Here is a 23,909-nt window from a genome sequence, read left to right on the forward strand (position 1 = left end):
GTATTTTAACAAGTTTTAATTACTACTGTTTATTATTATCATAATAAATTCGATCGACCAGTACCACTCAAAGAGTATATTTTAGGGAACAAAAGATCTTAACTGTTCACATGATAGTTAAAATTATGATTACTCTTAACCAAATAGGATAAAAAATAATGATCAAATACCTCCACTATCGATGGATTAAACCTATTGCTTTGGGGTTATTGGCTTGTATAATGATAATTTTCATGACCTTTAACCCTTTTATCGTACCTTCAGCAAAAAGTCAGTTAATTTCTTTCAAAGTAGGCACAGAACCAACTTTTCCACCCTTTGAGATGCCTTCTGAAGATGGCAGTGGTTTACAAGGTTTTGATATTGATTTAATGAAAGCTATTGGTAATGAAGTCGGTTTGGAGATGGTGTTTGAATCCTTACCTTTTGATGGTCTTATCCCTGCATTACAATCAAATACGATCGATGCAGCCGTTAGCGGTATTACGATCACTGCTGAAAGAGGACAATCCGTAGGTTTTTCTAGTCCTTATTTTAAAGCAGGTTTAGCCATTGCAGTACAAGAAAATAATACAAAGATTGACAATTTTGAAGATTTAACAGGAAGAAAAATTGCCGTACAAATAGGTACAACTGGGGCGATGGAAGCAGAAAAAATCCCGAATGCTCAAATAGTTGCTTTTGATTCCGCAGTATTAGCTTTACAAGAATTGGTTAACGGAAAAGTTGAAGCAGTAGTAAATGATGCACCAGTAACATTATTTGCTATCAAAAATGCAGGATTAAGAGGAGTCAAAGTTGTCGGGGAATTAGTCACGGAAGAGTTTTATGGCATAGCTTTACCCATTAACTCCGAGAAGACTATGTTACTCAATTATGGCTTATTTCAAATTTTACGCAACGGCACTTATAAACAAATTTATCAAAAATGGTTTGCAGGTGAGCCTTTCATATTACCTTTGATTGCTCCTTCTTTAATAGGCACTACGTCTTCAGACTTTACTACAAATCCCCTGAGTGGTAGTGGTAGTCAATCAGTTTTAACTTTACTTATTCAAAGATTACCTCAAGGGGCTGTTGTCACAATTACTTTAACGGCTTTGTCGATCTTTTTTGGTTTAATGGGAGGCTCATTTATCGCTTTTGGCTTAATTTCTGATCACAAAATTCTCAAAAATATTTTACGCATCTATGTAGAATTTTTTCGAGGTACGCCAATGTTAGTACAACTATTTATTATTTATTTTGGTTTACCAGCTTTTTTTCAAGGCATCGGATTACAATGGAGTTTACAACGACTTCCTGCGGCGGTTATTGCCCTGAGTTTAAATGTTGCCGCCTATCTTGCAGAAATCATCAGGGGGGGTATTCAATCGATCGATAAAGGACAATGGGAAGCCTGTGAAGCATTGGGAATGAATAGATTACAAACCTTAAAAGAAGTAATTATGCCCCAAGCATTTCGCAGAATTTTACCACCATTAGGCAATGAATTTATAACCCTTATCAAAGACACCAGTTTAGTTGCCGTAATCGGTTTTGCAGAATTATTCCGCCAAGGACAATTAATTGTAGCCACTACATTCCAAGCCTTTCAAGTTTATATTGCTGTGGCGTTAGTTTATCTTGTTTTAACTACTTTATCCTCTTTTGGATTTAAGTGGTTAGAGCAAAAAATGGATCCTGTAGGACAAAAGAAAGAAAAAGGATTATTAAGAAATGCTTAGATGAAGGCAGATTAAAAGATTAGGAGAAGATTTTTAAAGAAACAACTATTAGTTTTGATGAAATTCATCGATAAATTCAAAAAATTACCTCTCGATTTTAGGTATTTCTTTTATCTCCATACTCCTACCTTCATCAGAAGACTTTTTCAGAAACCTTAATTACTAATTGTTAAATAACTTGCTCAACTTCAGCGATTTCGGGAATATATTCTCTTAATCTTCGTTCAATACCCATTCTTAAGGTCATAGTAGAACTAGGACAAGAACCACAAGCACCTTGTAATCTTAATTTGACTGTAGGCCCATCAATTTCGACTAATTCCACGTTGCCACCATCAGCCATAAGATAAGGACGTAATTCATCTAATACTTGTTCTACGTTTTCGTTAGTCAATGCTAAAGACATAATCTTTAATAATAATTTTTTGTTAGGTAGATTTTAATTTCAGTTTTGTTCATCTATTATAACTCTGAACAGTTAGTAATTAATGAAATACCTACATAGAATCCAGTAAATAAATCGAAAAATCCTACTTATGGTCGATCGACCATTCAATTTGTCGTAAAATCCCTCTAATTGTGGCTAATTCCTGACGGGTAAGATTCGTACGATTGATAATTCGTCGTAACTTTTCCATTTTTTTTGGTGCTGTATGAGAATATAAATAATTGACTTGCAATAACACCGATTCCAAATGTTGATAATATCCTTCCAATTCATCTATATTTGCTAAATCTTCTAGGGAAGAATCTTGTTGAATAGGTGATTCTTGAGACAGTTGATAAAGTTCGTAAGCACAGATACCAACAGCTTGAGCTAAATTAAGAGAAGGATATTCAGGATTAGCCGGAATACACACAAAACGTTGAGCATAACTCAATTCTTGATTGCTTAAACCTCTGTCTTCAGGACCAAAAATTAAAGCAGAAGTGATATTTGCTCCTTTTAACCAAGGAATTGCTTGTCTAGGAGTTTCTAATAATGTCGGTACGTCTCTTTCTCTAGCGGTAGTGGCGATGGCTCTTTGGCATCCTTGTAAGGCTTGAGGTAAAGAATGAACAATGTTTGCTTTTTCTAATACTTCGATCCCATGAACTGCCATAATTTTGGCATCTTCCGATAAATGATCACAACGGGGGTTGACGATCGTTAACTGACTTAATCCCATATTACGCATAACTCTTGCGATCGAGCCAATATTTCTTTCTCCTGCCGGTTCTACTAAAATTATTTTGACCTGAAACATTTTATAATAAATACAAAATTTTAAATATAACTACTATGACAGAAATTATTACTCAAGCTATTAGCGATCGAATTTGTAAACATATGAATGATGATCATCAAGATGCAGTAAAATTATATGCTCAATATTATGGCAAAATTGACACCCTCGAAACTGCTAAAATGTTGTCGATCGATCCTCAAGGAATGTACTTAATCATTGATAATCACGAAGAAAATCCCCTCAGAATTGAATTTGATCATACTTTAACTGATGCTAAAGACGCTCATACAACTCTAGTAGAAATGATGAAACAAGCAAAATAATTAAGAATCTAGGAATTAGGAATTAGAAATTAATAAATTTTCCTTTATTTACCAATCGTCAATTGTCCATTGTTAAAAAGTATCTTTTGAATTTTAAAAACTTTTCAACTATAATGATTCAAGTATTTAGACAAACGATCGAAATTGATTGATTGTCTTTGATGTAATATAACCACTTAAAACTATGACTGGAAAAGTAATAGATAGTGGTGCTAACAGTATCCTTTTAGTGATATTGCCTATAGCGTTAATCATAATGGTAGTATTTGTCTTTTGGCCTGTAATTGTGGGGATTTTCATCCTTACATTGGGTTTTAAATTATGGCAAAAATATCGTTTGAAACAACTATCTGAACAAATAGATCCTTTTTTCAATCAATTAATACAAGCAAATCAAGGTTGCTTAACGGTAATCGATATTACCACCAAAACCAACCTAAGTGCTAGTACTGCCCGTTGGTATTTAGACCAAAAAACACAAGAATATGGTGCAGTCAAAAGATTATATGAAGATAAAGGAATCGTCTATTATTTCTTAACAGCTAACGCTTTGGGTAGTATCTTTGATGATAGTGAACCAGATAGTGATACTGATATAGCACCTAGTTTAACCGCTTCATTTTCCAATACTGAAACAACTACAGTTATTGAATCTCAATCTGCAAAAGTTCCAGAGAAAATCGTTACTCCCGTAGTGGATGAACCTTCGACAACAACAGTAATTTCATCTCAACCTAGTCCATCTGTTTCTGATAACTTTCCCCCCTCTCCACCTCCCAAAGAAACAGAAATTTCTACGACTAACATAACTGAAAGCAACATTAATGCTTTGAATCAGAGTGAATTAGCCAAACGTTTAGAAGTGAGTCCTAGCACGGTAGGAAAACGAAGATCTGATGCTGATTTTACTTTGTGGACTCAAACTCGTGATCCAGATGGAGTTGCTTGGCAGTATATAGAGGAAACGAAGTTGTTTATTCCCCAATAAGTTGAAACCTATCAATATCTATTGGTGAAGCAAGATAAGTCTAAGGAGACTAAAAGACGAGAAGATGGGCTTTAGGTTCACAAATAATGGTTGACAGTTGATACTTGAAAAAGTAAAAGTTGGTTGGGTTTTTATTCTTTAACCCAATCTAACCTGAGTTCGATGAAAAAAATCTTTGATGTGGCTAGGTTTTAGGTTTTAGGCTAATGGTTAATTTTGCCAAATCTGTTTAATTATTTAATTAAATAAATCTAAGTAAAATCAATTGTTAATGGTTTTTTATCAATTATTTACTTAATACTTAACAACTAATACCTTACCTTTACCCATAAATTTTATGTCGAACTGAGGTAATCTACAGTTTTTATGAGGGATTATGATACCACCGCAAAAGTTTTGGCAAGGTTTATTTTTAACTGCTTCTTTTAGTTTAATAATGGATTATGCTTCGGCACAATCTTTGACGGTTGTTTATCCTCCTGTTAATCATGAAACCACCGCAGATTCTATTTTTATTATCGGTTCGGCTAATGCTAATGGTAATGTATATGTTAACGATCGATCAATTAAACGATCGTCTCAAGGTTATTTTGCACCAAGTATTCCCCTACAAATAGGCAAAAATGAGTTAGTTATTCGCTACGGTAACGAAGAAATTAAAAGAATTGTAACGAAAAAAGATATTTCTCAACCATCTAAATTTACTCCTGTTTTCCCTACACAAAATATTAGTAGATTACCAAATGAATTAATTTGTTTTCAAGCGATCGCACCTTTAAATAGTCAAGTATTTGTCAGTCTAGCAGGAGAAAGCATTAATCTCACTCCCGATTTAACGATGACGAATTTACCCTCTAATGCCTCTATCCTCACGGGGAATAACCAAGGACAAAAAATCATCTCTCAGTCGTGGGAAAATAAAAAAGGATGTGCTAGTTTTGGCAATGTTAAAACGACTGTTACTCCTACCTTTGTCATGAATCATCAGGGAATCACAGTAACAGAAATAAGTCAAGGAAATGTAACAATTCTTAATCCTCAAGAGTTGAGCGTCATTGAAATTATCTCAGAACAAGGTGTAACTCGATCGGGTGCAAGTACCAATCATTCAAGGTTAACTCCTTTACCGCAAGGTACAAGGGCATTAGTTACGGGAAAAGAAGGAGACTGGTTACGTTTAGATTATGGCGCATGGATAAAAGCAGAAGAAACAAGAGTTTTACCAACAAATGTACCTCCAACTTCCATTATTCGCAGTGTGTCTTCCCGTCAATTAGACAATCGCACAGAGGTTATTTTTCCCTTACAAAATCCTGTACCTATTTCCATTCGTCAAGGAGATAATACTTTTACTCTCACTTTACACAATACCACTGCGGAAACCGATACTATTCGTTTCGATGATGACTCTTTAATAAAGCGTTTAGATTGGTATCAAACTTCCCCCTCTCAGGTTGACTATATTTTTAACTTTAAATCCGATCGACAATGGGGTTATGATGTTCGTTATCAGGGTAGTAATTTGATTCTTACTTTTAATCATGCACCTTCTAACATTCAAAGTACAACTATTTTATTAGATCCGGGTCATGGTGGAGAAGAAAAAGGATCACTAGGGGCAACTGGTTATCCGGAAAAAGATGTTAATTTAGCGGTATCTCTCTTATTAGCAGAAGAATTGAGAAAAAGAGGTATGACAGTTTATTTAACGAGAGAAACTGATACTTTTGTATCCTTAGTCGATCGACAAAAAATGATCAATCAATTAAAACCAACTCTCGCCTTTTCTATTCACTATAATGCTTTACCTGATGGGGGCAACGCCGAAAAAACTCAAGGAGTTAGTACATTTTGGTATCATCCCCAAGCCCATGATATAGCGGTATTTATGCACAATTATCTGGTTAAAACCTTAAATAGACCTAGCTATGGGGTATATTGGAATAATCTAGCCCTCACTCGTCCTTATACATCTCCTAGCATATTATTAGAGTTAGGTTTTATGATTAATCCTGATGAATTTGAATGGATTACTAATCCTCAAGATCAAAAGCAATTAGCACAAATAATAGCCAATGGTATTACAGAATGGATAAAGAAGGACAATGAACAATGAACAATGTACAATTGACAGTTACCATTACCTTTAAGGAAGAGGATTGAATTAGATAGAAAGTGAGTGGGAAACCTTTTATCTTTTTATCCTTAAAAGAGGAGGTTTTAACGTTGAATGGATCAATTAATGGGGATGATTAATTAAATTAACATCTAACTAACTCTTAACACTTAATTGCTAACCGCTACTTAATGAGATAATCAGAATCAATATCGGCAATATTAGACTTAGAAAACTATGGGATTTAAAATTCTACTATTAATCTCGATCGTAATTATAACAGGGTTATTTTATATACAGAATGCCCAGACAATTACGCTAGTTTTTTTTGGATTTAATTCTCTCAATTTACCTTTATCTTTGTGGATTATTTTAGCAGTATTGGCAGGAATTTTTTCCAGTTTCATTATTCAATTGTTAAGCTATTCTGCTCCACAAAATCGAGACAATTCTTCAGCAAAAAAACCATCTTATAACCCTCCTTCTAGTCCTCAACCATCTTTTAAAAACACACCTAAAAATAAAGTTTTTTCTCAACCTTTGCCAGTAGAAAATAATACTCAATATAAGAGCCAACCTGAAGAAATAGATCCAGATTTTGACTTCGATTTTGAAGAAGATTTTATCCCGGAAACTTCTCTCATTTACCAAAAAGATAATATTAATATTAAACAAAAAAAAGAACAGATAAATCTAAATTTTGAAGATAATGTTCCTGTCGAAAATATTTCTCAAGATGAGGTAATTATTACAGAAAAAAATCAGGAAGTTTTAGAAAATATTAACTTTTCTATCTCAGAAACATTAGAGGAAGAATCATCAAAAATAGAAGAAAAAGAAGAAGACATGATTTATTCTCCCGTAGAAGATATACCTTCAGAAACTTTCTTGAAAATCAGAGAAGCCTCTCTTTATTCCTATCAACCGGGGGAAAAAACTGAAATTACTCCTAAACGTCTCAACCCGACTCCTCCTAAAACTCGATCGAGTAATTCTCCTAAATCATTGGATAATAAAGAGAGAAAACAAGTTTATGATGCCCCTTATCGGGTGATTTCTCCTGCATCTGACAATATATTACCGAAAGATGACGAAGAATTTTTCGATGATGATGAAGATTGGGATTTTTAGTTTTTATAAATTTTACAGAGAATGACTATTCATCATTTTCAATTCTCATCAACATAAATTTATTCCCTTGTTGAGTATAAAATTAATATTTTCATTCTCAGAAATCACTTTAATCTTAAATTATTCCAAATGAATAAGTATCTCTTTACTTTTTGCTCTTTAATTCTCTCTTATAATTGTTTTATTTTTACAGCTTCTGCTCAATCGAAAATATATAATCCGATTCCGATACAAGAAAGTCAACCGATTTCTGATACTCTCACCAGCGATGATATTCCCACAGGAGAAGGTGGTTTTGCCAGAGATTATATTATTAGTTTAGAAAAAGGTGATCAAATTGCGATCGATTTAATGTCAGATGATTTTGACACGGTAGTGGCTTTAATCAAACAAGATGGCACAACTATTGCAGAAAATGATGATGCCCCTGATAGTGAAAGTAATTCCCTTCTTTTTACCCGTATCGCCGAAGAAGGGATATATATTATTAGGGTAAAGGCTTTTGGTACTACTGGTAATGGAAAATTTACTCTAAAATTAACAAAATTAAAACCAGTACCCTAGAAAATGAATTAATTTTGACCAATGATGTTTTTATCAACTATTCAAACTATTCCTTCCTATCACCGATAATTTATGATAAAGGTGCAAGATCTAAACTAAATATTAACTTTTTTTGAGGAGATTTTTGTAAAAGTGTGGATCATTAACGATCGTTTGCTAAAATAACATCGGGTGCTAAAATAGCATCGAAAATTTAAGGATAATTATAGATAGTCTTTGAGTCAATCACTAGAAATTCCTAAACTTGATACTTTGGCGCAAGAATTAGCGGCTATTCAGCAAACAAGCTCGAAAAAAATAGCACTGCTAGGTTCTCGTCATGTTCCTATTACTCATCAACATTTAATCGAAATGATGAGTTACGCTCTTGTGTTAGAAGGCAACCGAATCATTACCTCTGGGGCGATAGGTACTAATTCCGCCGCAATCAAAGGGGCAATGAAAGCAGATCCAAATCTTTTGACGGTGATTTTACCCCAAAGTCTTCATCGTCAACCGAGAGAATCTCAAGATCAATTACAACAAGTTATTCACTTGGTAGAAAATCCTGATCATGATCATCTTTCCTTAGGAGAGGCTAGTGCTATTTGCAATCGAGATATTATTTCTCGTTGTCAACAGTTAATTTGCTTCGCTTTTCATGATAGTCAGACTTTAATGCAAACTTGCGAAGAAGCTGATGAACAACGAAAATTAGTCACTAGATTTTATTTTGATTAGTTCTAACAAAACTATAAAAAGTTATAAGCAGGAGACTTAAGGCAAAAATATCTCGTTTTGTCTTGTCTCATGCCCATAAAATCCTGTTTCTGTTTTACAATGGTTTTCAATTATTGGATCTTGGCAAGGATTTTTCATGCCTAATGGTTTTGTCCCAATTCACGGCGCAATTTATCTAAAGCATAACAACTGCTAAGGTATCTTATAGCCTCCCTCTCTCGTTTTTCTCCTAGTCTTAATTCATAACTCTCTACTTGTTTATCAGGATCTGCGATCGCAATATAGACTAATCCCACAGGTTTTTCTTCTGTACCACCTCCAGGCCCTGCTATTCCTGTAATAGAAATACTCCAATCGGTCTTAAATTTATGTTGAACTCCTTTAGCCATTTGTCGTGCCACGATCGCTGATACTGCTCCATATTCGGCTAAAAATGCTTCAGAAACGTCTAGTTGTTCAATTTTTACCTGATTACTGTAGGCGATGATACCTCCAATAAAATAACTCGAACTTCCTGCAACTTCCGTTAACATCGCACCTAATCCTCCTCCAGTACAAGATTCTGCGACACTAAGAGTCTGTCCTCTTTTTTCTAAAAGTTTACCCACCACAGAAGCAAGAGTGTCATTATCGTAACCCAAATAATCCTCTCCAGCGATGGATTCGATTTCTTTAGCCACAGGATGAATCAGATTTTGGGCTAATTGAATATCTTTTGCTTTGGCGGATACTCGCAATTTCACTTCTCCCATAGAAGCATAGGGTGCAACAGTAGGATTACTTAAACTAAAGAGATGATAAACCTTTTCGGCTAAAGCAGATTCCCCAATACCTCGAAAACGCATCATGCGACTATAAATAATTTCACTTCCCCATCCCTGAGTTTTTAGAAATGGTACAGCGATATTATGCCACATTTGTTTCATTTCAGAAGGCACACCCGGAAAAGTAAGAATCGTTAAATTTGGCATTGGTTGCCAAATCATCCCCGGTGCAGTTCCAGTTAAATTCGGTAGAATATCAGCACCTTGAGGAATTAGGGCTTGTTTTCGGTTATTAACCGTCATTTCTCTCCCTCTTTGCTCAAACTTATTCTTTATATCTTCAATTATTTCTTGTTTTTCTACTAAATTTGTCTTAAAAAAAGTTGCGATCGCTTCTGTGGTTAAATCATCAGGAGTAGGCCCTAAACCACCTGTAAAAATAAGGATTTGAGAACGTTTGGAGGCAATTTCAAGCACTTCATGAATACGATCGATATTATCTCCCACAACGGTTTGATAATAATGAGGAATACCTAAATTAGCCAATTCTTGTGCTAAAAATTGAGCATTACTATTAAGAATATCACCTAATAATAATTCTGTACCAATACAAATAATTTCTGCTGTCATTTTTATGGTGAATAATTGATAATCAATGGGAAACCAATAATTAATAATTTTTGATTTTCTCTCTTTTATTTACAGTCTCTTAGTTTTTAGTTTATCACTATAGAAAAAGAAAATAATATAGAATTCCTAAATCATTTGTGAGAATTTTAATTAAAGCGATTAGTTGTTAGTTTTTAGCTGTTAGTCTTTTTTCTATTAAAAAATAACTAATCCATTACTAATGTTGGCCAGAAATTTAACTTCACAATAGCTGATAACTAATAGCTAATTCCTGACTGCTAATTAAACATAATTATTTCTCAATTTCTCACAACTAATATAGGAAGAATTGCTATAGTTTATAATTTGAATAGTAAAAATTGATTTTTTTGTCGATCGTTTTTCGTAAAATTATTATCACTAATCATAATCAAAGTTTGACTACCATCAGCTAAACGAGGGCCGAATGTTAAGCCTTCTAAATTGTCTAATTTTATGCCTAATTTTTGTAAATCTAATACTAATTTTTTGTGAATAGAAGTTATATTATCAATATTTTCTGATAAGGTTTTTTGAGTAGAAATATCAGAGGCATTAGCCATAACTAATTGAAAAATTTTTGCCCCATATCCTCTTAACCCAAGAGTCCTTTCTAAACTTAATAAATATCCTTCTTGGGGTAAAGCTAATAAATCGGAAACACCATTAAAAAATACACCTAAAGATGGACTATTAATAGGGTATAAATGTTCTCCTACAAGAACTGGATCACCAAAAGGGTTAATTACATAGTGCATTAATCTTGACCTTAAGATGGTTTCCGGATTATTGAGATCCACATCTTGTACTAAGGCAGATTCAGTAACAGTAAATAATCTAAAGGGATCTTGATCCATGATACCATTAGCTTTAATGGTTAAAGATTCAAAACCTAAATTATTTTCTATACCTTTTTTTTCTTCTTCTTTAGATATATATCGATCGGGTATTCTTACAGAACTTTTAAAATTACCGTCTAAATCATATTCATTAATAAAAGGGGGCGTTTTCGTTTTAAAGACACCTTCACTGGCAATAAATAAAGTATTTCTAGGACTAAAAGCGATCGCTTCTGTATCACTTGTATTTGGTAAATAATTTTCGCCTTTTTCGTCTTTTAAAAAAGTTACATTTTCTATAGTAATATTATTAATTTTTTCATTATTTATATCAATTTTTAAGGTATAAAAACGGGCAGGAGAAAAATTAGCTCGATCGTCTGAAATCACATAATAAAGATTTTTTTCAGGGTTATATGTTATGCCAGAAAATCCACCAATAAGAGTATTTTGATAATTTGTATCAGTTAATTGATATTCTCCTAAAAACTGTAATTTTAAATCTAAAAATACCCTATTATCTGCTAAAACTGTTAAATTATAAAAGCCAAAAACGAATATTAAACAAGATAATAAAACACCGAAAAATCTGTTTATTTTGATACTCATTTACTCACACTTATTCTATATAGGATATTATCATAAGTTACTTTCATTACCTAAATCAAGTAATTTTATGAGAATTTAATCCCCCTCACCGATTAAAAACTACGGAATTAACTTTTTATTTTCTGACAACTCATATAGGAATGCTATATAGCATCGAGGTAAGGTTGAACATATCTTTTCCCTTTATTAATAAAAAAATCAGTAAATAAATGTCCATAATTATCTTGAATAATATCAAAAGATTTATCCATTCTATTCTGTCCATAGGTCAAAAATTGACAGGTAGATAAAGCATAAAATTCTTCTTCTTTTTCTGGTAAATTTTCTTTAAAAGCACTTATATATAACTCTCTACCTTCTTGAATAAGATTTTCCATTTCTGATGAAAATAAAATAACTTTTCCATCTTTTAATAGTATTTTTTTATTTTTAATAGAACCCATAGATAACTTCATACATTCTCTAGTTTGGTCGATCGATAAACACTCTTGATCCCCCCTACGATAAGCCCATTGAGTGCAACCATTAGTTACTTCTAAAGCTCTTAATAATGCTAATTTATCTAAATCTTCTGAATTAATTTCACTCCAAATGATTAAATAATTTTCTATTTTTTCTTGAAATTTATTAAAATCATTCTCAAAATATGGTTTTAATTCTTTAATTTCTGCTAATTTATGCCAATTAATATTCATAACTAATTTTTATTAATAATAGTTGTTACTAATCACCAAAAATAACAAACTGATTTTTTCCTGTTTGTTTAGGTGAATACAAATCTTGTTTTGCTTTTTTACTTATCACTTATAACTCAACACAAATATTTTGTGACTCCTACTTAAAACCTTTTAAAATTAATGAGTATTGTCATGATATTATTAATAATAATACCTTCTCTAATTTTCTCCATTGTGAAATTCGATCGCACCCATAGCGTTACTTCCTTAGCGAAATTTGATACACAAAAAACTCCCACTAGCAATAAATAATTAGTGGTTTAACTATTCATTATTCATTATTAACTATTTCATTATGGCACTGATTCAATGGTATCCGGGACATATTAGCAAAGCAGAACGACAATTAAAAGAACAATTAAAAAAAGTAGATGTAGTTTTGGAAGTCAGAGACGCAAGAATCCCCCTAGCTTCCCATCATCCCCAAGTAAAAGAGTGGGTTGGAGAAAAACCTCGCATTCTCGTATTAAATCGAGAAGATATGATTACCGATAGTTTACGTAAAGAATGGCATGAATGGTTTAAACGTCAAGGAGAAACACCTTTTTTTACCAATGCAAAAGACGGTAAAGGAGTAAAAATCATAAATAAGGCTTCTCAATCTGCGGGAATTGCTGTTAATGAACGTCGTCGTAATAGGGGAATGTTACCCCGTCCTGTTCGTGCTGTTGTCATTGGTTTTCCTAATGTAGGCAAATCGGCTTTAATTAATCGTTTACTTAACCGTAAAATTGTAGCTAGTGCTAGAAAAGCTGGAGTTACAAGACAGCTACAATGGGTGCGAATTTCTGATACGATCGAATTACTAGATGCTCCGGGTATCATTCCCTTAAAATTGGAAAATCAAGAAGATGCGTTAAAATTAGCAATTTGTGAAGATATTGGGGATGCAGCCTATAATAATCAAGAAGTTGCTCAGGCTTTTGTTGATTTGCTCGTAAATCTGGGTTCAGAATCTGTATTACTCGATCGATATGGTTTAGATGCTTTAGATATGACGGGAGAGGAGTTTATTATTAAATTGGCACAACTTAAGTATAACAATGATTTGGAACGGGTCGCTCGTCAATTATTACAGGATTTTCGTAAGGGTTATTTAGGAGCGGTTTCCTTAGAATATCCTCCAATTACTTAAGTAAGCTATAACTGAGATCTTGGATCAGAATAAAAATACTTAATAAACAAAGTTTAGAAAATTAATTTTAATAAATTTTAAATCAATTATTCTTACTTTTATCTCTTGCCTCTTGCATGAGTGCTTACCTTAATCACTAAATTTAATGATTGGTGCATTACACTTCGCAATACACCTGATGAATTTGTTAAGTGTCAACATCTCCTTGAGGGCTATCAGTACCCAAATATACTAACCCTTGCTCAATTTTAAGGGTGACAAAACTGGCATCTCGAATTAAGTGGGTAGCTTCTTTTACTCCCACAATAACAGGAATCCCTAACCTCATACCGATTTGAGCTGCGTGCGATCGAACTCCTGTTTCCTCTGTAACGATCGCCCCGGCTAAACGCATGGCATCAACATATTGATTATCTGTGGCTTTGGTAACTAATATATCCCCTTGACAGAAATTACTCAGTTGACTAATATCTCGAATTACTTTTGTCCTACCAGTAATTACTCCTTGACCAATCCCTACTCCTTCCGTCAGTAAACCTTTAACGATTTCCACTTTGATTAAGTCTGTCGATCCTGCAACACCTTGCAATGTACCTGCTGTCATTACAACCAAGTTACCGTCATGGAGTAAACCTTTTTCTCTGGCCACGTTAATAGCGGCTTGAAACACTTGACGCAATCCGGGTAAATCTAGTAATAGTAAAGGTTTGACACCCCAAACCAACTGTAATTGACGGGAGACGCTAACATGGGGGGTAATGGCAAAAATAGGAGTTTGAGGACGAAATTTCGAGACGTTACGAGCTGTTGCTCCAGTTTTTGTTAATGTCATGATAGCAGAAGCACCAAGTTTTTTCGCTATTTGCCCAACAGCACCGGCGATCGCCGTGGCAATGTTTTCATTATCAAATTCATCACTGTAGGGGGCAACTATTTTTTCTCTTTCTTGTTCAATTCTCGCCGCAATTTTTGCCATAGTGGCAACTGCTTGAACGGGATATTTACCGACGGCAGTTTCATTGGAGAGCATAACGGCATCTGTACCATCTAAAATAGCGTTAGCAACATCCGAAACCTCTGCACGAGTTGGACTAGGACTATTTGCCATACTGTCTAACATCTGGGTAGCTGTAATGATGGGAATACCGAGACGATTGGCGGTACGAATGAGACGTTTTTGTAAAATGGGAACATCTTCAGCAGGTAATTCTACCCCTAAATCTCCCCTTGCTACCATCACTCCATCACACAGAGAGAGGATTTCCTCCATTTGTTCAATGGCTTCGTGTTTCTCGATTTTGGCGATGACGGGGGTTGATTTTCCTGCACTACTGATTAAATCTTTGATTTCTAGGACATCTTGAGGATTACGAACAAAACTTAATGCTACCCAATCTACTCGTTGATCTAAACCAAACATTAAATCTTTTTTGTCTTTGTCTGTTAAGGCTTTGACGGATAAGTAAACGTTGGGAAAATTAACTCCTTTATTACTGGAAAGTACGCCACCCACCACCACTTGACAATGCAAATCTTTTTTTTCTAAGTCAATCTCTTTGACTATCATTTCTACCCTACCGTCATCAATTAAGATTCTGGCGTTAATAGGTACTTCTTCTGCTAAATGTTCATAGCTAATACAACCGATTTCTTGATTACATTCTACTTCCCTACTGGTTAAAATGTATCGATCGCCTTCTTGGAGTTCGATCAAACCACATTCAAATTTCCCTAACCGAATTTTCGGTCCTTGTAAATCTTGTAAAATACCAATAGGCTTATTCAATTCATTTTCTACTTGACGAATAAGACGAATACTACGCTGGTGGACATCATGACTACCATGAGAGAAATTGAGGCGAAAAGTGTTAGCGCCTGCGAGAATCATTTGACGCAAAGTTTCGGGATTTGCACAGGCAGGACCAACAGTGGCTACTATTTTAGTACGGTGGGGAAATTTATCTGACATCACCAAATATTACTGATAAAACGTAACACCACATTATATCTTAACAATTGACCGTTAACAATTATTTTTCTGAACAAGACGGCCAAAATATAGTAATTCTCGATAAATTGTGATATTTCTCTTGGATGAAAATTATATAATTTAGCATTAGTAACTCACAAAAGTTTAACAATTATTAATTATTATTTAATTTATTGCAAATAATCGATAATTCATGTTGTCAATATAGGGTATAATTTTTTTTGTTAAAATTTATTTTATTCGATTATAGCATATGAATAAAAAAACCCTTTCTCTTTGGGAAAAAATAGAAATAACAACAAAAAAAGCTCTTGAAATAGAAGCCTTACATTCGATTATCACCCATTATCATATTATCAAAAAAGATAATATTCCTTTTCTTATTAGAATAGTAGATAATCTCAATAAAAAAGATAAAGAGAAGAAAAAGCAAACAAAAATACAAATAAACTTTAATCCATTTTTACCCTATGAAAAAGATTTATTTGTTGAAAATATTAAAAATAATCATGTACTTATTTTAAATAAATTTAATGTTTTTAATCATCATTTATTAATTATTACTCGAAAATATGAAGAACAAGAAAGTGTTTTAAACATTGATGACTTTTCTGCTTTATGGACTGTTTTATCTCAAATTAAAGGATTTGCTTTTTATAATAGTGGTAAATTATCTGGAGCTTCTCAAGCTCATAAACATTTACAATTAGTTCCCTATCCTTTAGCTAAAGAAATAGAAACTATTCCTATAAATGATTTAGTTTTAAGTTATAAAAATACTCAAGAAATTATCAGTTTACCAGAGTTCCCCTATTTACACTCGATCGCTTTTTTTGGAAATATTAAAGAAAAATCATCAGAAGAATTAGGTAAAATTACCTTGGAGAATTATCACAAACTATTAGAGAAATTAAATATTAACATCGAAAATAATAAACCATTCAAAAATTATAATTTATTGATCACAAAACATTGGATGATGTTAATTCCTCGTTATCAAGAAAAGTTCATGTCCATTTCTATTAATTCTTTGGGTTTTGCTGGAGCTTTTTTAGTTAAAAATACAGAACAATTAAACTTAATCAAAGAATCTAATTTATTAGAAATTTTAGCTGAGGTTGCCATTAAAAGTAATTAGTTTTTGCTGAATGAATATTAAGGCTATGATATAATTAAGCTCTAAATATATAGGTGAAAATAAAAGCCTAAATTGTCAATTTTTAATTATAAAGGAATTTGCTACCATGATAAACAACAAAGATATTGAATATATGCGTCAGGCGATCGCTTTGATGCGAGAAGCAGGAGTCGTTAACAAAACAGGAGGGGCATTTGGTACAGTTGTTGTTAAAGACGGAGAGGTAATCGGAGCTTCTGGAAATAGTGTTTTGCGGGATAATGATCCCACAGCCCATGCAGAAGTAAACGCCATCCGTCAGGCTTGTAAAAAACTAGGAACGGTTGACTTATCGGGGGCTGTCTTGTACAGCAGTTGTGAATGTTGTCCGATGTGTTATGCGACTGCTTATTGGGCTAGAATTTCTAAAATTTATTACGCCGCAGGTTGGAGTGATTTTGCGGATCTTTTTGATGATGCCAATATTCAAGAGGACTTACTAAAAGAATATAAAAACAGGCTACTAGCACCTGAACAAATCCTCCAAGAAGAAGCACAAGCGGTTTGGCAAGAATTCAGAGAACTTCCTGACGGTGCGAGATATTAATTAGGATGTGATGAAAAAGTATAAGTGGTAAGGAGTAGGTATTAGGTGTTAGTTAAATAATGAAAAATCAATGCTTTTAGGCTTTTTGCAATATAAATATCAACAAATTGGTTTTAAAGAAAATAAAGTCACAAATGGTAAGTTTTTCTAAAAAGTAAAAAAAGTCTTGTCATTGCGAAGCAAAAAGCAATCTTTACCAAAAACTCAGGGGAATGTGTCGGAAAATTTGTAAAAGTATAAAAAGGGCGAGAAAAATGCTTATTAGTGCCAATAATTGCTCTTTTTTTGTACCTTTATCTTCTAGCCACTTTTGATAAAGGCGACTAACCCAAGGAACAGCGAACCAACCGGTGATGGCTACACTACAAAAATTTCCAAACAGCATCCATGTAGGAAAATCGATCGAAGATGGTTTTTTCAGAAGTAAATTAAACAACATCACGGTAGGATAAAGTACCAGTAAAACTAAAAGGTTAATTTTCCACACAGGGGAAGGATTACTTACACTTTGTTTTATCCAACGGGTATAACTCTCGAAATTTGCTTCTCCTTTAAATTGATAACCATTATTTTCTACCCCATAAAGTAATTCTCGTCTTTCTTTACTATCAATCCAGTTAATACAATGTTCAGGGGTATCGAATCGTAAAATTGTTTCAAAAACAAGGGTTTCTCCCTCTTCCACTAATATGGGGAAATTCTCACTAATATAACCAGGATAATTTTTAGCTTGTGTTCTTAATTTTTCTTGGGATTGTAAGAAATTATCATAGGCTAAGGGATTAATTCTATGGATAAAACGATATTCAAAATATTCATCTGATGGTTGGGGTAATGACGAGGAAGAAGTCATGATCAAAGATTAAACGGAGAAAACTTTTACTTTTAATTTAAGTTTATAACTTTATAGAGCTTACTTAGAGATAATGATAAAAATTAGATGATTCTGATAATATTAAGTTTTTGTGTGAGTTATGCAATTAATCAAAAGTCAAATTTATAATAATTAATAATTTTTAGAATTTCACCAGTAGATAAATAACTTTAATAATTTTCGGAAAAATCATGACGATCGAACTAAATATAACCGATAATGTTACTCAAATATTAACTGATTTTGCTGATTCAGCTACTTTCTGGGACGATTTTAACCTGATTTTTGGTACAGAATTTAATCAGACGATCGCAGAAGATTTTAGAAATCAATGGTTAAATCAAGATTTTTCCGTCCTTCCCATCGTTGAAATTATCAGCAGTAACATTTTAGGTAATGCTAATGGAGGTTATTCTTCTGACAATAATACTATTTATTTGTCCGATCGTTTTTTGACAATGGCATCATCGGCAACGGTGACATCTATTTTATTAGAAGAAATTGGTCATTTTATTGATGCTAAAATCAACGATACTGATACTCTAGGAGATGAAGGAGAACATTTTGCTAAAGTTATTCAAGGAATTGAGCTAACATCCGAAGATTTACAAGCATTAAAATCCGAAAACGACTTCGCAACTATTGTTATCGATAGGCAATCAATACAAATAGAAACCAGTACTACTTTTACTGTCATAAATACCAATGATAGTGGAGATGGCAGTTTACGTAAAGCGATAATCGATGCTAACAATACGGCTGGAACTGATACTATTACTTTTAATATAGGTGGCAGTGGCACAGTCAAAACCATTCTTCTTTTATCGGCATTACCCACTATCACCGAAACGATTATTATTAATGGTACAACTCAATCAGGGTTTAGTTCAACTCCCATTATCGAACTCAATGGATTGAATGCTGGAACTAATATAAATGGAATCATATTAAGTGACGGTTCTAGTGGTAGTACTATTCAAGGATTAGTTATCAATCGTTTTAATGGTAACGGGATTGTTATTCAAGGTGATAGTACGGGCAATACCATTAAAGGTAATTTTATTGGTATAGGTGGTAGTGGTGCATCGGATCAAGGCAATGGTAGCAATGGCATTAGAATAGAAACAGCTAATAATATTATTGGTGGTAGTAATGCCAATGAGCGAAATGTGATTTCTGGTAATACTCAAACAGGTATTTTTATTACAGGAACAAGTGCAACAGATAATACAATACAAGGTAACTATATTGGCATAAATGCTACTGGCACAGGTGCAATCAAAAATGATACCTACGGTATTCAAATCGCTAATGGTAGTAAAAATAATCTCATCGGTACGAATGGAGATGGCACTAATGACAATACAGAGGGCAATGTAATTTCTGGCAATGGTGATATAGGCATAATCACGGAAAATAATGGTACAACGGGTAATGTTATCGCAGGTAATTATATTGGTACAAATCCCACTGGTACAAGTGCCATTGCTAACAAACGAGGAATTTATATTGCCAATGGTGCAGAAAATACCTTAGTGGGTACAAACAGTGACGGTGTATCCGATGATTTAGAAAGAAATATTATCTCAGGTAATACTGAAAATGGTATTTGGATTGTTAACGGTTCAGGTACAACGCAAAATCATACCATTAAAGGTAATTATATCGGTACAAGTAAAGATGGTAGTGCAGACTTGGGTAATGGTAATAATGGTATCGAAATTAATGGTGCAACCAATATTACTATAGGAGGTAGTAATGCAGTCGATCGAAATATTATCTCAGGCAACAATCAAAGAGGTATTTTTATAACAGGTAGTACGGCTTCAGGAAATACCATCGAAGGTAATTATATCGGTACAAACAAAGATGGTAATGGAGATTTAGGGAATAGTTGGGAAGGAATAACGATCGAATCTAGTAGCAATACTATTAAAAATAATCTGATTTCTGGTAACGATGGCTCTCAAGGTGGATTATATCTAAATGGTACAAACGCAAATAATAATACGATCATCGGCAATAAAATAGGTACAGATGCCACAGGAAACTCGAAAATAGGCAACTCTACCGGAGGGATTACCATTAATAACGGTTCTAATAATACTATCGGTGTTAGCAATGCGCTCGATCGAAATATCATCTCAGGCAATAATGAGGTAGGTATAGTTATAAAGGGAAGCAGTGCCACTAATCAGCTAATCCAAAATAATTATATTGGTACAGATATTGATGGAGACACCGCTTTAGGCAATGGTTTTGAAGGAATAACGATCGAAACAACTCAAAATACCATTAAAAATAACGTTATTTCAGCTAATGGTGGCTCTCAAGGAGGATTATGGTTAAATGGTGTTAATGCGAAAAATAACACGATCATTGGTAATAAAATCGGTACAGACACAACGGGGAATGTTGATTTAGGGAATGTGCAAGAAGGTATTACTATTAATAATGCTACTAATAATACCATCGGTGGTAGTAATGCTAATGATCGAAATATCATCTCAGGAAATAATACTGCTGGTATTCTCGTTGTTGGAAATAGTAGTGATAATTTAATCGAAGGTAATTATATCGGTACAGATATTGATGGAGACACAGGGTTAGGCAATAATTTTGAAGGAGTAGGCATTTATTCCTCTCCTAGTAATACGATTAAAAATAACGTCATTTCTGCCAATAAAAGTTCTGTGGGAGGAGTTGTCATTGAAGGTAGCAACACCAAAAATAACTGGGTAACAGGCAATAAAATTGGCACAGATGCCACAGGGAATAATAATTTAGGTAATACCTCACGAGGCATAAGTATTAATGACGGCTCATCGAATAATATTATTGGTAGTAACGAAGATAAAAGTAATGACAATAACGAGGGGAATATAATTGCTAATAACAGTAACGGTGTCTTTATTGACGGTAGCAATAATAGTATTGTCAAGAATCAAATCATTAATAATAGTCTTAATGGTATTGCCATAGTTAACGGAAGCAATAGTGTTAATAACCTGATTTCCCAAAATAAAATTACCAATAATGGAGAATTAGGCATTGATCTTAATTATGATGGTATAACTGCTAATGATCCCAATGATACAGATACTGGGACTAATAATCGACAAAATTATCCTTTAATCACGATCGACAATAGTGGATTTATCAATGGGTTTTTAAATAGTAACCCCAATAGTACCATCCGCATCGAATATTTTAGTAACACAACACCTGATGCTAGTGGTAAAGGAGAAGGGGAAACCTTCATCGGCTTTGAAGATGTTACCACCGATAGTAATGGTAATGCCACTTTAAATTTTGATAGCAAAAATGCCCCCAATGTCACGGCTACAGCTACTATTGCTAATAATACTTCTGAGTTTTCTAGCCCTGCAATTATCCCCGTTGTCACCATAGAAGCCATTGACGCAACGGCGAATGAAAACGGTAATATTGGTACTTTTCGCATCAGTCGCACAGGGGATTTAATCGCTCTTACGGTGAACTATACCATTACTGGTACTGCTACTAATGGCGTTGACTATAACACTATCACCAGTTCGATCGAAATTCCCTTAAATCAAACCTATGCAGATATAACCATTACCCCTATCGATGATTTTATCGATAATGAAGACACTACTGTCATTCTTACTTTAACCGACAGTAACGATTATGACTTAGGCACTTCTGGCACAGAAACAGATACCATAACCATCGAAAATGATGATACTGTCGGAGTTACTATTACGGAATCAGGAGGAAATACGACAGTAACAGAAGGGGGAGGAAATGATAGTTATTCGATCGTCCTTAATTCTGAACCCACAGATGATGTTACCATCAATATTAGCACTGATACTCAAGTTGATACGAATGTTAGCAGTATAACTTTTACTTCCTTAAACTGGGATACACCTCAAACTATTAATGTGAGTGCGCCTGACGATGGTATAGACGAAGGGAATCACTCAGGAATAATAATCCATAGCGTTGTTAGCAACGATGTCAAATATGATAATATTTCCGTCAATCCTATTAATGTAACAGTGATTGAACCTTCCTTAGTCTATTCCAGAGGTACAGGAAATCCTGATAATATCACTGGTGGTTATGGTAAAAATATCATCGATGCTGGGGGAAGCAATGACTATATTTTAGGAAATATTTTTCAAGATACATTGTTAGGCGGTAGTGGCAATGATACTATTAAAGCCGATGATGGAGACGATATTCTTGATGGTGGTAGTGGTAATGATATTCTCAAGGCTGGAGAAGGCAATGATATTATTAAAGGCGGTAGCGGTAATGATACTTTAATAGGAGGCATGGGTAACGATACTTTAACGGGGGGTAGTGGTAATGACTATTTCCGTTTTAATTCTCCTAATGATGGTATCGATACTATCACTGATTTTAATGTCCTCTATGATTCTATTTATCTTACTGCTCTTGGTTTTAATTTATCCATCGGTGAGTTAAACTCCAATCAGTTTATTATAGGTACAAATGCCACTGCCAGTGATCATCGTTTGGTATTCGATCGAAATACAGGTGATTTATTTTTTGACAATGACGGTAATGGAGTCAATTCACCAGTACAGATTGCAACTTTGAATCCTCGATTAGCTTTGACGAATCAAGACTTTATTATTATTTAGAGTCACAAAAAAGTTACTATTTATATAATGTTGATATTGGAAAATTTAATAATAATAATTTAGTAAATATTAAGATCATAAATTATGAACAAAAAAATAATTATTTTAGATGATTTAGAAGAACAAAGTCAGTTTTTTTTAAGACTACTCCATGAAGCAAATTATACAGTAGTGATTACTGATAATGAATCAGAACTTTTAGATTTAATAAACAACGAATATATTGATCTTATTTTACTTAGTGCCACTTTTAAAGATAAAGATGTTTATTTGATCTGTAAGAAAATTAAACTGTTAGAAATGGGAGAAAATATTCCCGTAATTTTTATTAACCGAGATCATCGTTATTTCGATGCAGAAACAATGTTTAATGCGGGAGGTGCTGACTATATTAGCTATCCTTTTAGTTCAGCAGAGATACTCCATAAAATTTCTATTCAGTTGCAAATTAAAACTCTCCGTCAGGAATTAACAGAAAAAACTAATCAACTTCATAAATTAATTCCCCATTATCAAAAATTAAAATTAGCCTTAGAAAAAGCTAAATTAGAATTAGCTAATATTAATCAAACAAATCGATCGAGTTTATTACCTCAAAAAGAAGTCTTCGAGCAAACTTTAGCACAAGAATGGTTAAGAGGTGCAAGACAAAGATCATCTTCAGGAGATTTATCAGGAACAAATATCTCTCTGATTATGGGAGAAATTAATGATTTTAAAAATTATCAGAAAAATCATGAAAAAGATTTAACTGAAAACTGTTTGAATATTATTGGTAATACGATTAAATCAACGGTAAAAAGACCGGGAGATTTTGTGGGAATATTTACTTTGGGAAAATTTGCAATTTTGTTACCAAATACCGATCAAGATGGTGCGCAAAAAGTAGCTGAAATAATTAATGAGAAGATACAGAATTTACAAATACCTCATCATTATTCTGATTTTACTGAATATATTAGCTTAAGTTTTGGCATTGCTACAGGTATTCCTAGTCAGGCTTTACCTCCCAATGTTTTAGTTGAGGTGGCAGAAAATGCTCTTAATGTGGCTTTAGCAAACAAACGGGATAATATTATTATCATCGATAATTTTTAAAAAAAACTTGATTTGCACCTCGATAAATAAAGATAAAT

The 23,909-nt window shown here is 33.5% G+C and carries 19 protein-coding genes; 12 read left to right on the forward strand and 7 right to left on the reverse strand.

Features of this window, described 5'->3' with window-relative positions; genetic code table 11:
- Positions 1 to 233 precede the first annotated feature (233 nt).
- Positions 234 to 1,727, forward strand: coding sequence for an ABC transporter permease subunit (locus GM3709_RS14475; RefSeq protein WP_396229710.1), 1,494 nt, complete (start codon positions 234 to 236; stop codon positions 1,725 to 1,727).
- A gap of 169 nt (positions 1,728 to 1,896) precedes the next feature.
- Here GM3709_RS14475 and GM3709_RS14480 read toward each other — a convergent pair whose 3' ends face one another.
- Complete coding sequence (locus tag GM3709_RS14480; protein WP_066120670.1) at positions 1,897 to 2,133, reverse strand: NifU family protein; 237 nt, start codon at positions 2,131 to 2,133, stop codon at positions 1,897 to 1,899.
- Between the two features lie 124 nt (positions 2,134 to 2,257).
- On the reverse strand, positions 2,258 to 2,974 hold the full coding sequence (locus tag GM3709_RS14485; protein ID WP_066120672.1) for an RNA methyltransferase: 717 nt from the start codon (positions 2,972 to 2,974) through the stop codon (positions 2,258 to 2,260).
- Between the two features lie 35 nt (positions 2,975 to 3,009).
- On the opposite strand from GM3709_RS14485, the gene GM3709_RS14490 reads away from it, so the two are divergent.
- The 6 genes from GM3709_RS14490 to GM3709_RS14515 all read left to right on the forward strand — a co-directional run bounded on the left by GM3709_RS14490 (position 3,010) and on the right by GM3709_RS14515 (position 8,798).
- Positions 3,010 to 3,279 carry a DUF2470 domain-containing protein gene (locus GM3709_RS14490; protein ID WP_066120674.1) on the forward strand — a complete coding sequence of 90 codons (270 nt, stop codon included), beginning with the start codon at positions 3,010 to 3,012 and terminating at the stop codon, positions 3,277 to 3,279.
- 184 nt (positions 3,280 to 3,463) lie between these two features.
- The gene (locus tag GM3709_RS14495; RefSeq protein ID WP_066120676.1) at positions 3,464 to 4,267 is read left to right on the forward strand and encodes a hypothetical protein; all 804 of its coding nucleotides are present in this window, start codon (positions 3,464 to 3,466) and stop codon (positions 4,265 to 4,267) included.
- A 376-nt stretch (positions 4,268 to 4,643) separates the two neighbouring features.
- The gene (locus GM3709_RS14500; protein WP_066120678.1) at positions 4,644 to 6,383 is read left to right on the forward strand and encodes an N-acetylmuramoyl-L-alanine amidase; all 1,740 of its coding nucleotides are present in this window, start codon (positions 4,644 to 4,646) and stop codon (positions 6,381 to 6,383) included.
- Positions 6,384 to 6,620: 237 nt separating this feature from the next.
- Positions 6,621 to 7,514: a LapA family protein gene (locus GM3709_RS14505; protein ID WP_066120680.1), complete on the forward strand. Its 894-nt coding sequence runs from the start codon at positions 6,621 to 6,623 to the stop codon at positions 7,512 to 7,514.
- 129 nt (positions 7,515 to 7,643) lie between these two features.
- Positions 7,644 to 8,078, forward strand: a complete 435-nt coding sequence (locus tag GM3709_RS14510; protein ID WP_066120683.1) for a pre-peptidase C-terminal domain-containing protein — start codon at positions 7,644 to 7,646, stop codon at positions 8,076 to 8,078.
- A 216-nt stretch (positions 8,079 to 8,294) separates the two neighbouring features.
- Positions 8,295 to 8,798 carry a DNA-processing protein DprA gene (locus tag GM3709_RS14515; protein ID WP_066120685.1) on the forward strand — a complete coding sequence of 168 codons (504 nt, stop codon included), beginning with the start codon at positions 8,295 to 8,297 and terminating at the stop codon, positions 8,796 to 8,798.
- Between the two features lie 140 nt (positions 8,799 to 8,938).
- Here GM3709_RS14515 and GM3709_RS14520 read toward each other — a convergent pair whose 3' ends face one another.
- The 3 genes from GM3709_RS14520 to GM3709_RS14530 all read right to left on the reverse strand — a co-directional run bounded on the left by GM3709_RS14520 (position 8,939) and on the right by GM3709_RS14530 (position 12,353).
- Positions 8,939 to 10,192: a competence/damage-inducible protein A gene (locus GM3709_RS14520; RefSeq protein WP_066120688.1), complete on the reverse strand. Its 1,254-nt coding sequence runs from the start codon at positions 10,190 to 10,192 to the stop codon at positions 8,939 to 8,941.
- 338 nt (positions 10,193 to 10,530) lie between these two features.
- The gene (locus tag GM3709_RS14525) at positions 10,531 to 11,658 is read right to left on the reverse strand and encodes an esterase-like activity of phytase family protein (RefSeq protein ID WP_066120690.1); all 1,128 of its coding nucleotides are present in this window, start codon (positions 11,656 to 11,658) and stop codon (positions 10,531 to 10,533) included.
- Between the two features lie 143 nt (positions 11,659 to 11,801).
- Entirely contained in the window at positions 11,802 to 12,353 is a 552-nt protein-coding gene (locus GM3709_RS14530; RefSeq protein WP_066120692.1) for a hypothetical protein, read from the reverse strand.
- Positions 12,354 to 12,690: 337 nt separating this feature from the next.
- Between GM3709_RS14530 and ylqF the strand changes: the two genes are divergently transcribed.
- Positions 12,691 to 13,530: a ribosome biogenesis GTPase YlqF gene (ylqF, locus tag GM3709_RS14535; protein ID WP_066120694.1), complete on the forward strand. Its 840-nt coding sequence runs from the start codon at positions 12,691 to 12,693 to the stop codon at positions 13,528 to 13,530.
- A 187-nt stretch (positions 13,531 to 13,717) separates the two neighbouring features.
- Here ylqF and pyk read toward each other — a convergent pair whose 3' ends face one another.
- Positions 13,718 to 15,502, reverse strand: a complete 1,785-nt coding sequence (gene pyk, locus GM3709_RS14540) for a pyruvate kinase (RefSeq protein ID WP_173645727.1) — start codon at positions 15,500 to 15,502, stop codon at positions 13,718 to 13,720.
- A gap of 271 nt (positions 15,503 to 15,773) precedes the next feature.
- On the opposite strand from pyk, the gene GM3709_RS14545 reads away from it, so the two are divergent.
- Together GM3709_RS14545 and GM3709_RS14550 are read left to right on the forward strand one after the other, a co-directional pair.
- On the forward strand, positions 15,774 to 16,658 hold the full coding sequence (locus GM3709_RS14545; RefSeq protein ID WP_066120698.1) for a DUF4922 domain-containing protein: 885 nt from the start codon (positions 15,774 to 15,776) through the stop codon (positions 16,656 to 16,658).
- Positions 16,659 to 16,764: 106 nt separating this feature from the next.
- On the forward strand, positions 16,765 to 17,244 hold the full coding sequence (locus GM3709_RS14550) for a nucleoside deaminase (RefSeq protein ID WP_066120700.1): 480 nt from the start codon (positions 16,765 to 16,767) through the stop codon (positions 17,242 to 17,244).
- A gap of 193 nt (positions 17,245 to 17,437) precedes the next feature.
- On the opposite strand, the gene GM3709_RS14555 is transcribed toward GM3709_RS14550, so the two are convergent.
- Positions 17,438 to 18,097 carry a hypothetical protein gene (locus GM3709_RS14555; protein ID WP_066120702.1) on the reverse strand — a complete coding sequence of 220 codons (660 nt, stop codon included), beginning with the start codon at positions 18,095 to 18,097 and terminating at the stop codon, positions 17,438 to 17,440.
- 212 nt (positions 18,098 to 18,309) lie between these two features.
- On the opposite strand from GM3709_RS14555, the gene GM3709_RS14560 reads away from it, so the two are divergent.
- Together GM3709_RS14560 and GM3709_RS14565 are read left to right on the forward strand one after the other, a co-directional pair.
- Positions 18,310 to 22,773: an S-layer family protein gene (locus GM3709_RS14560; protein ID WP_066120704.1), complete on the forward strand. Its 4,464-nt coding sequence runs from the start codon at positions 18,310 to 18,312 to the stop codon at positions 22,771 to 22,773.
- An 84-nt stretch (positions 22,774 to 22,857) separates the two neighbouring features.
- Complete coding sequence (locus GM3709_RS14565) at positions 22,858 to 23,871, forward strand: diguanylate cyclase domain-containing protein (RefSeq protein ID WP_066120706.1); 1,014 nt, start codon at positions 22,858 to 22,860, stop codon at positions 23,869 to 23,871.
- The last annotated feature ends 38 nt before the right edge of the window (positions 23,872 to 23,909 follow it).

This window comes from Geminocystis sp. NIES-3709, assembly GCF_001548115.1.
Lineage (GTDB): Bacteria > Cyanobacteriota > Cyanobacteriia > Cyanobacteriales > Cyanobacteriaceae > Geminocystis.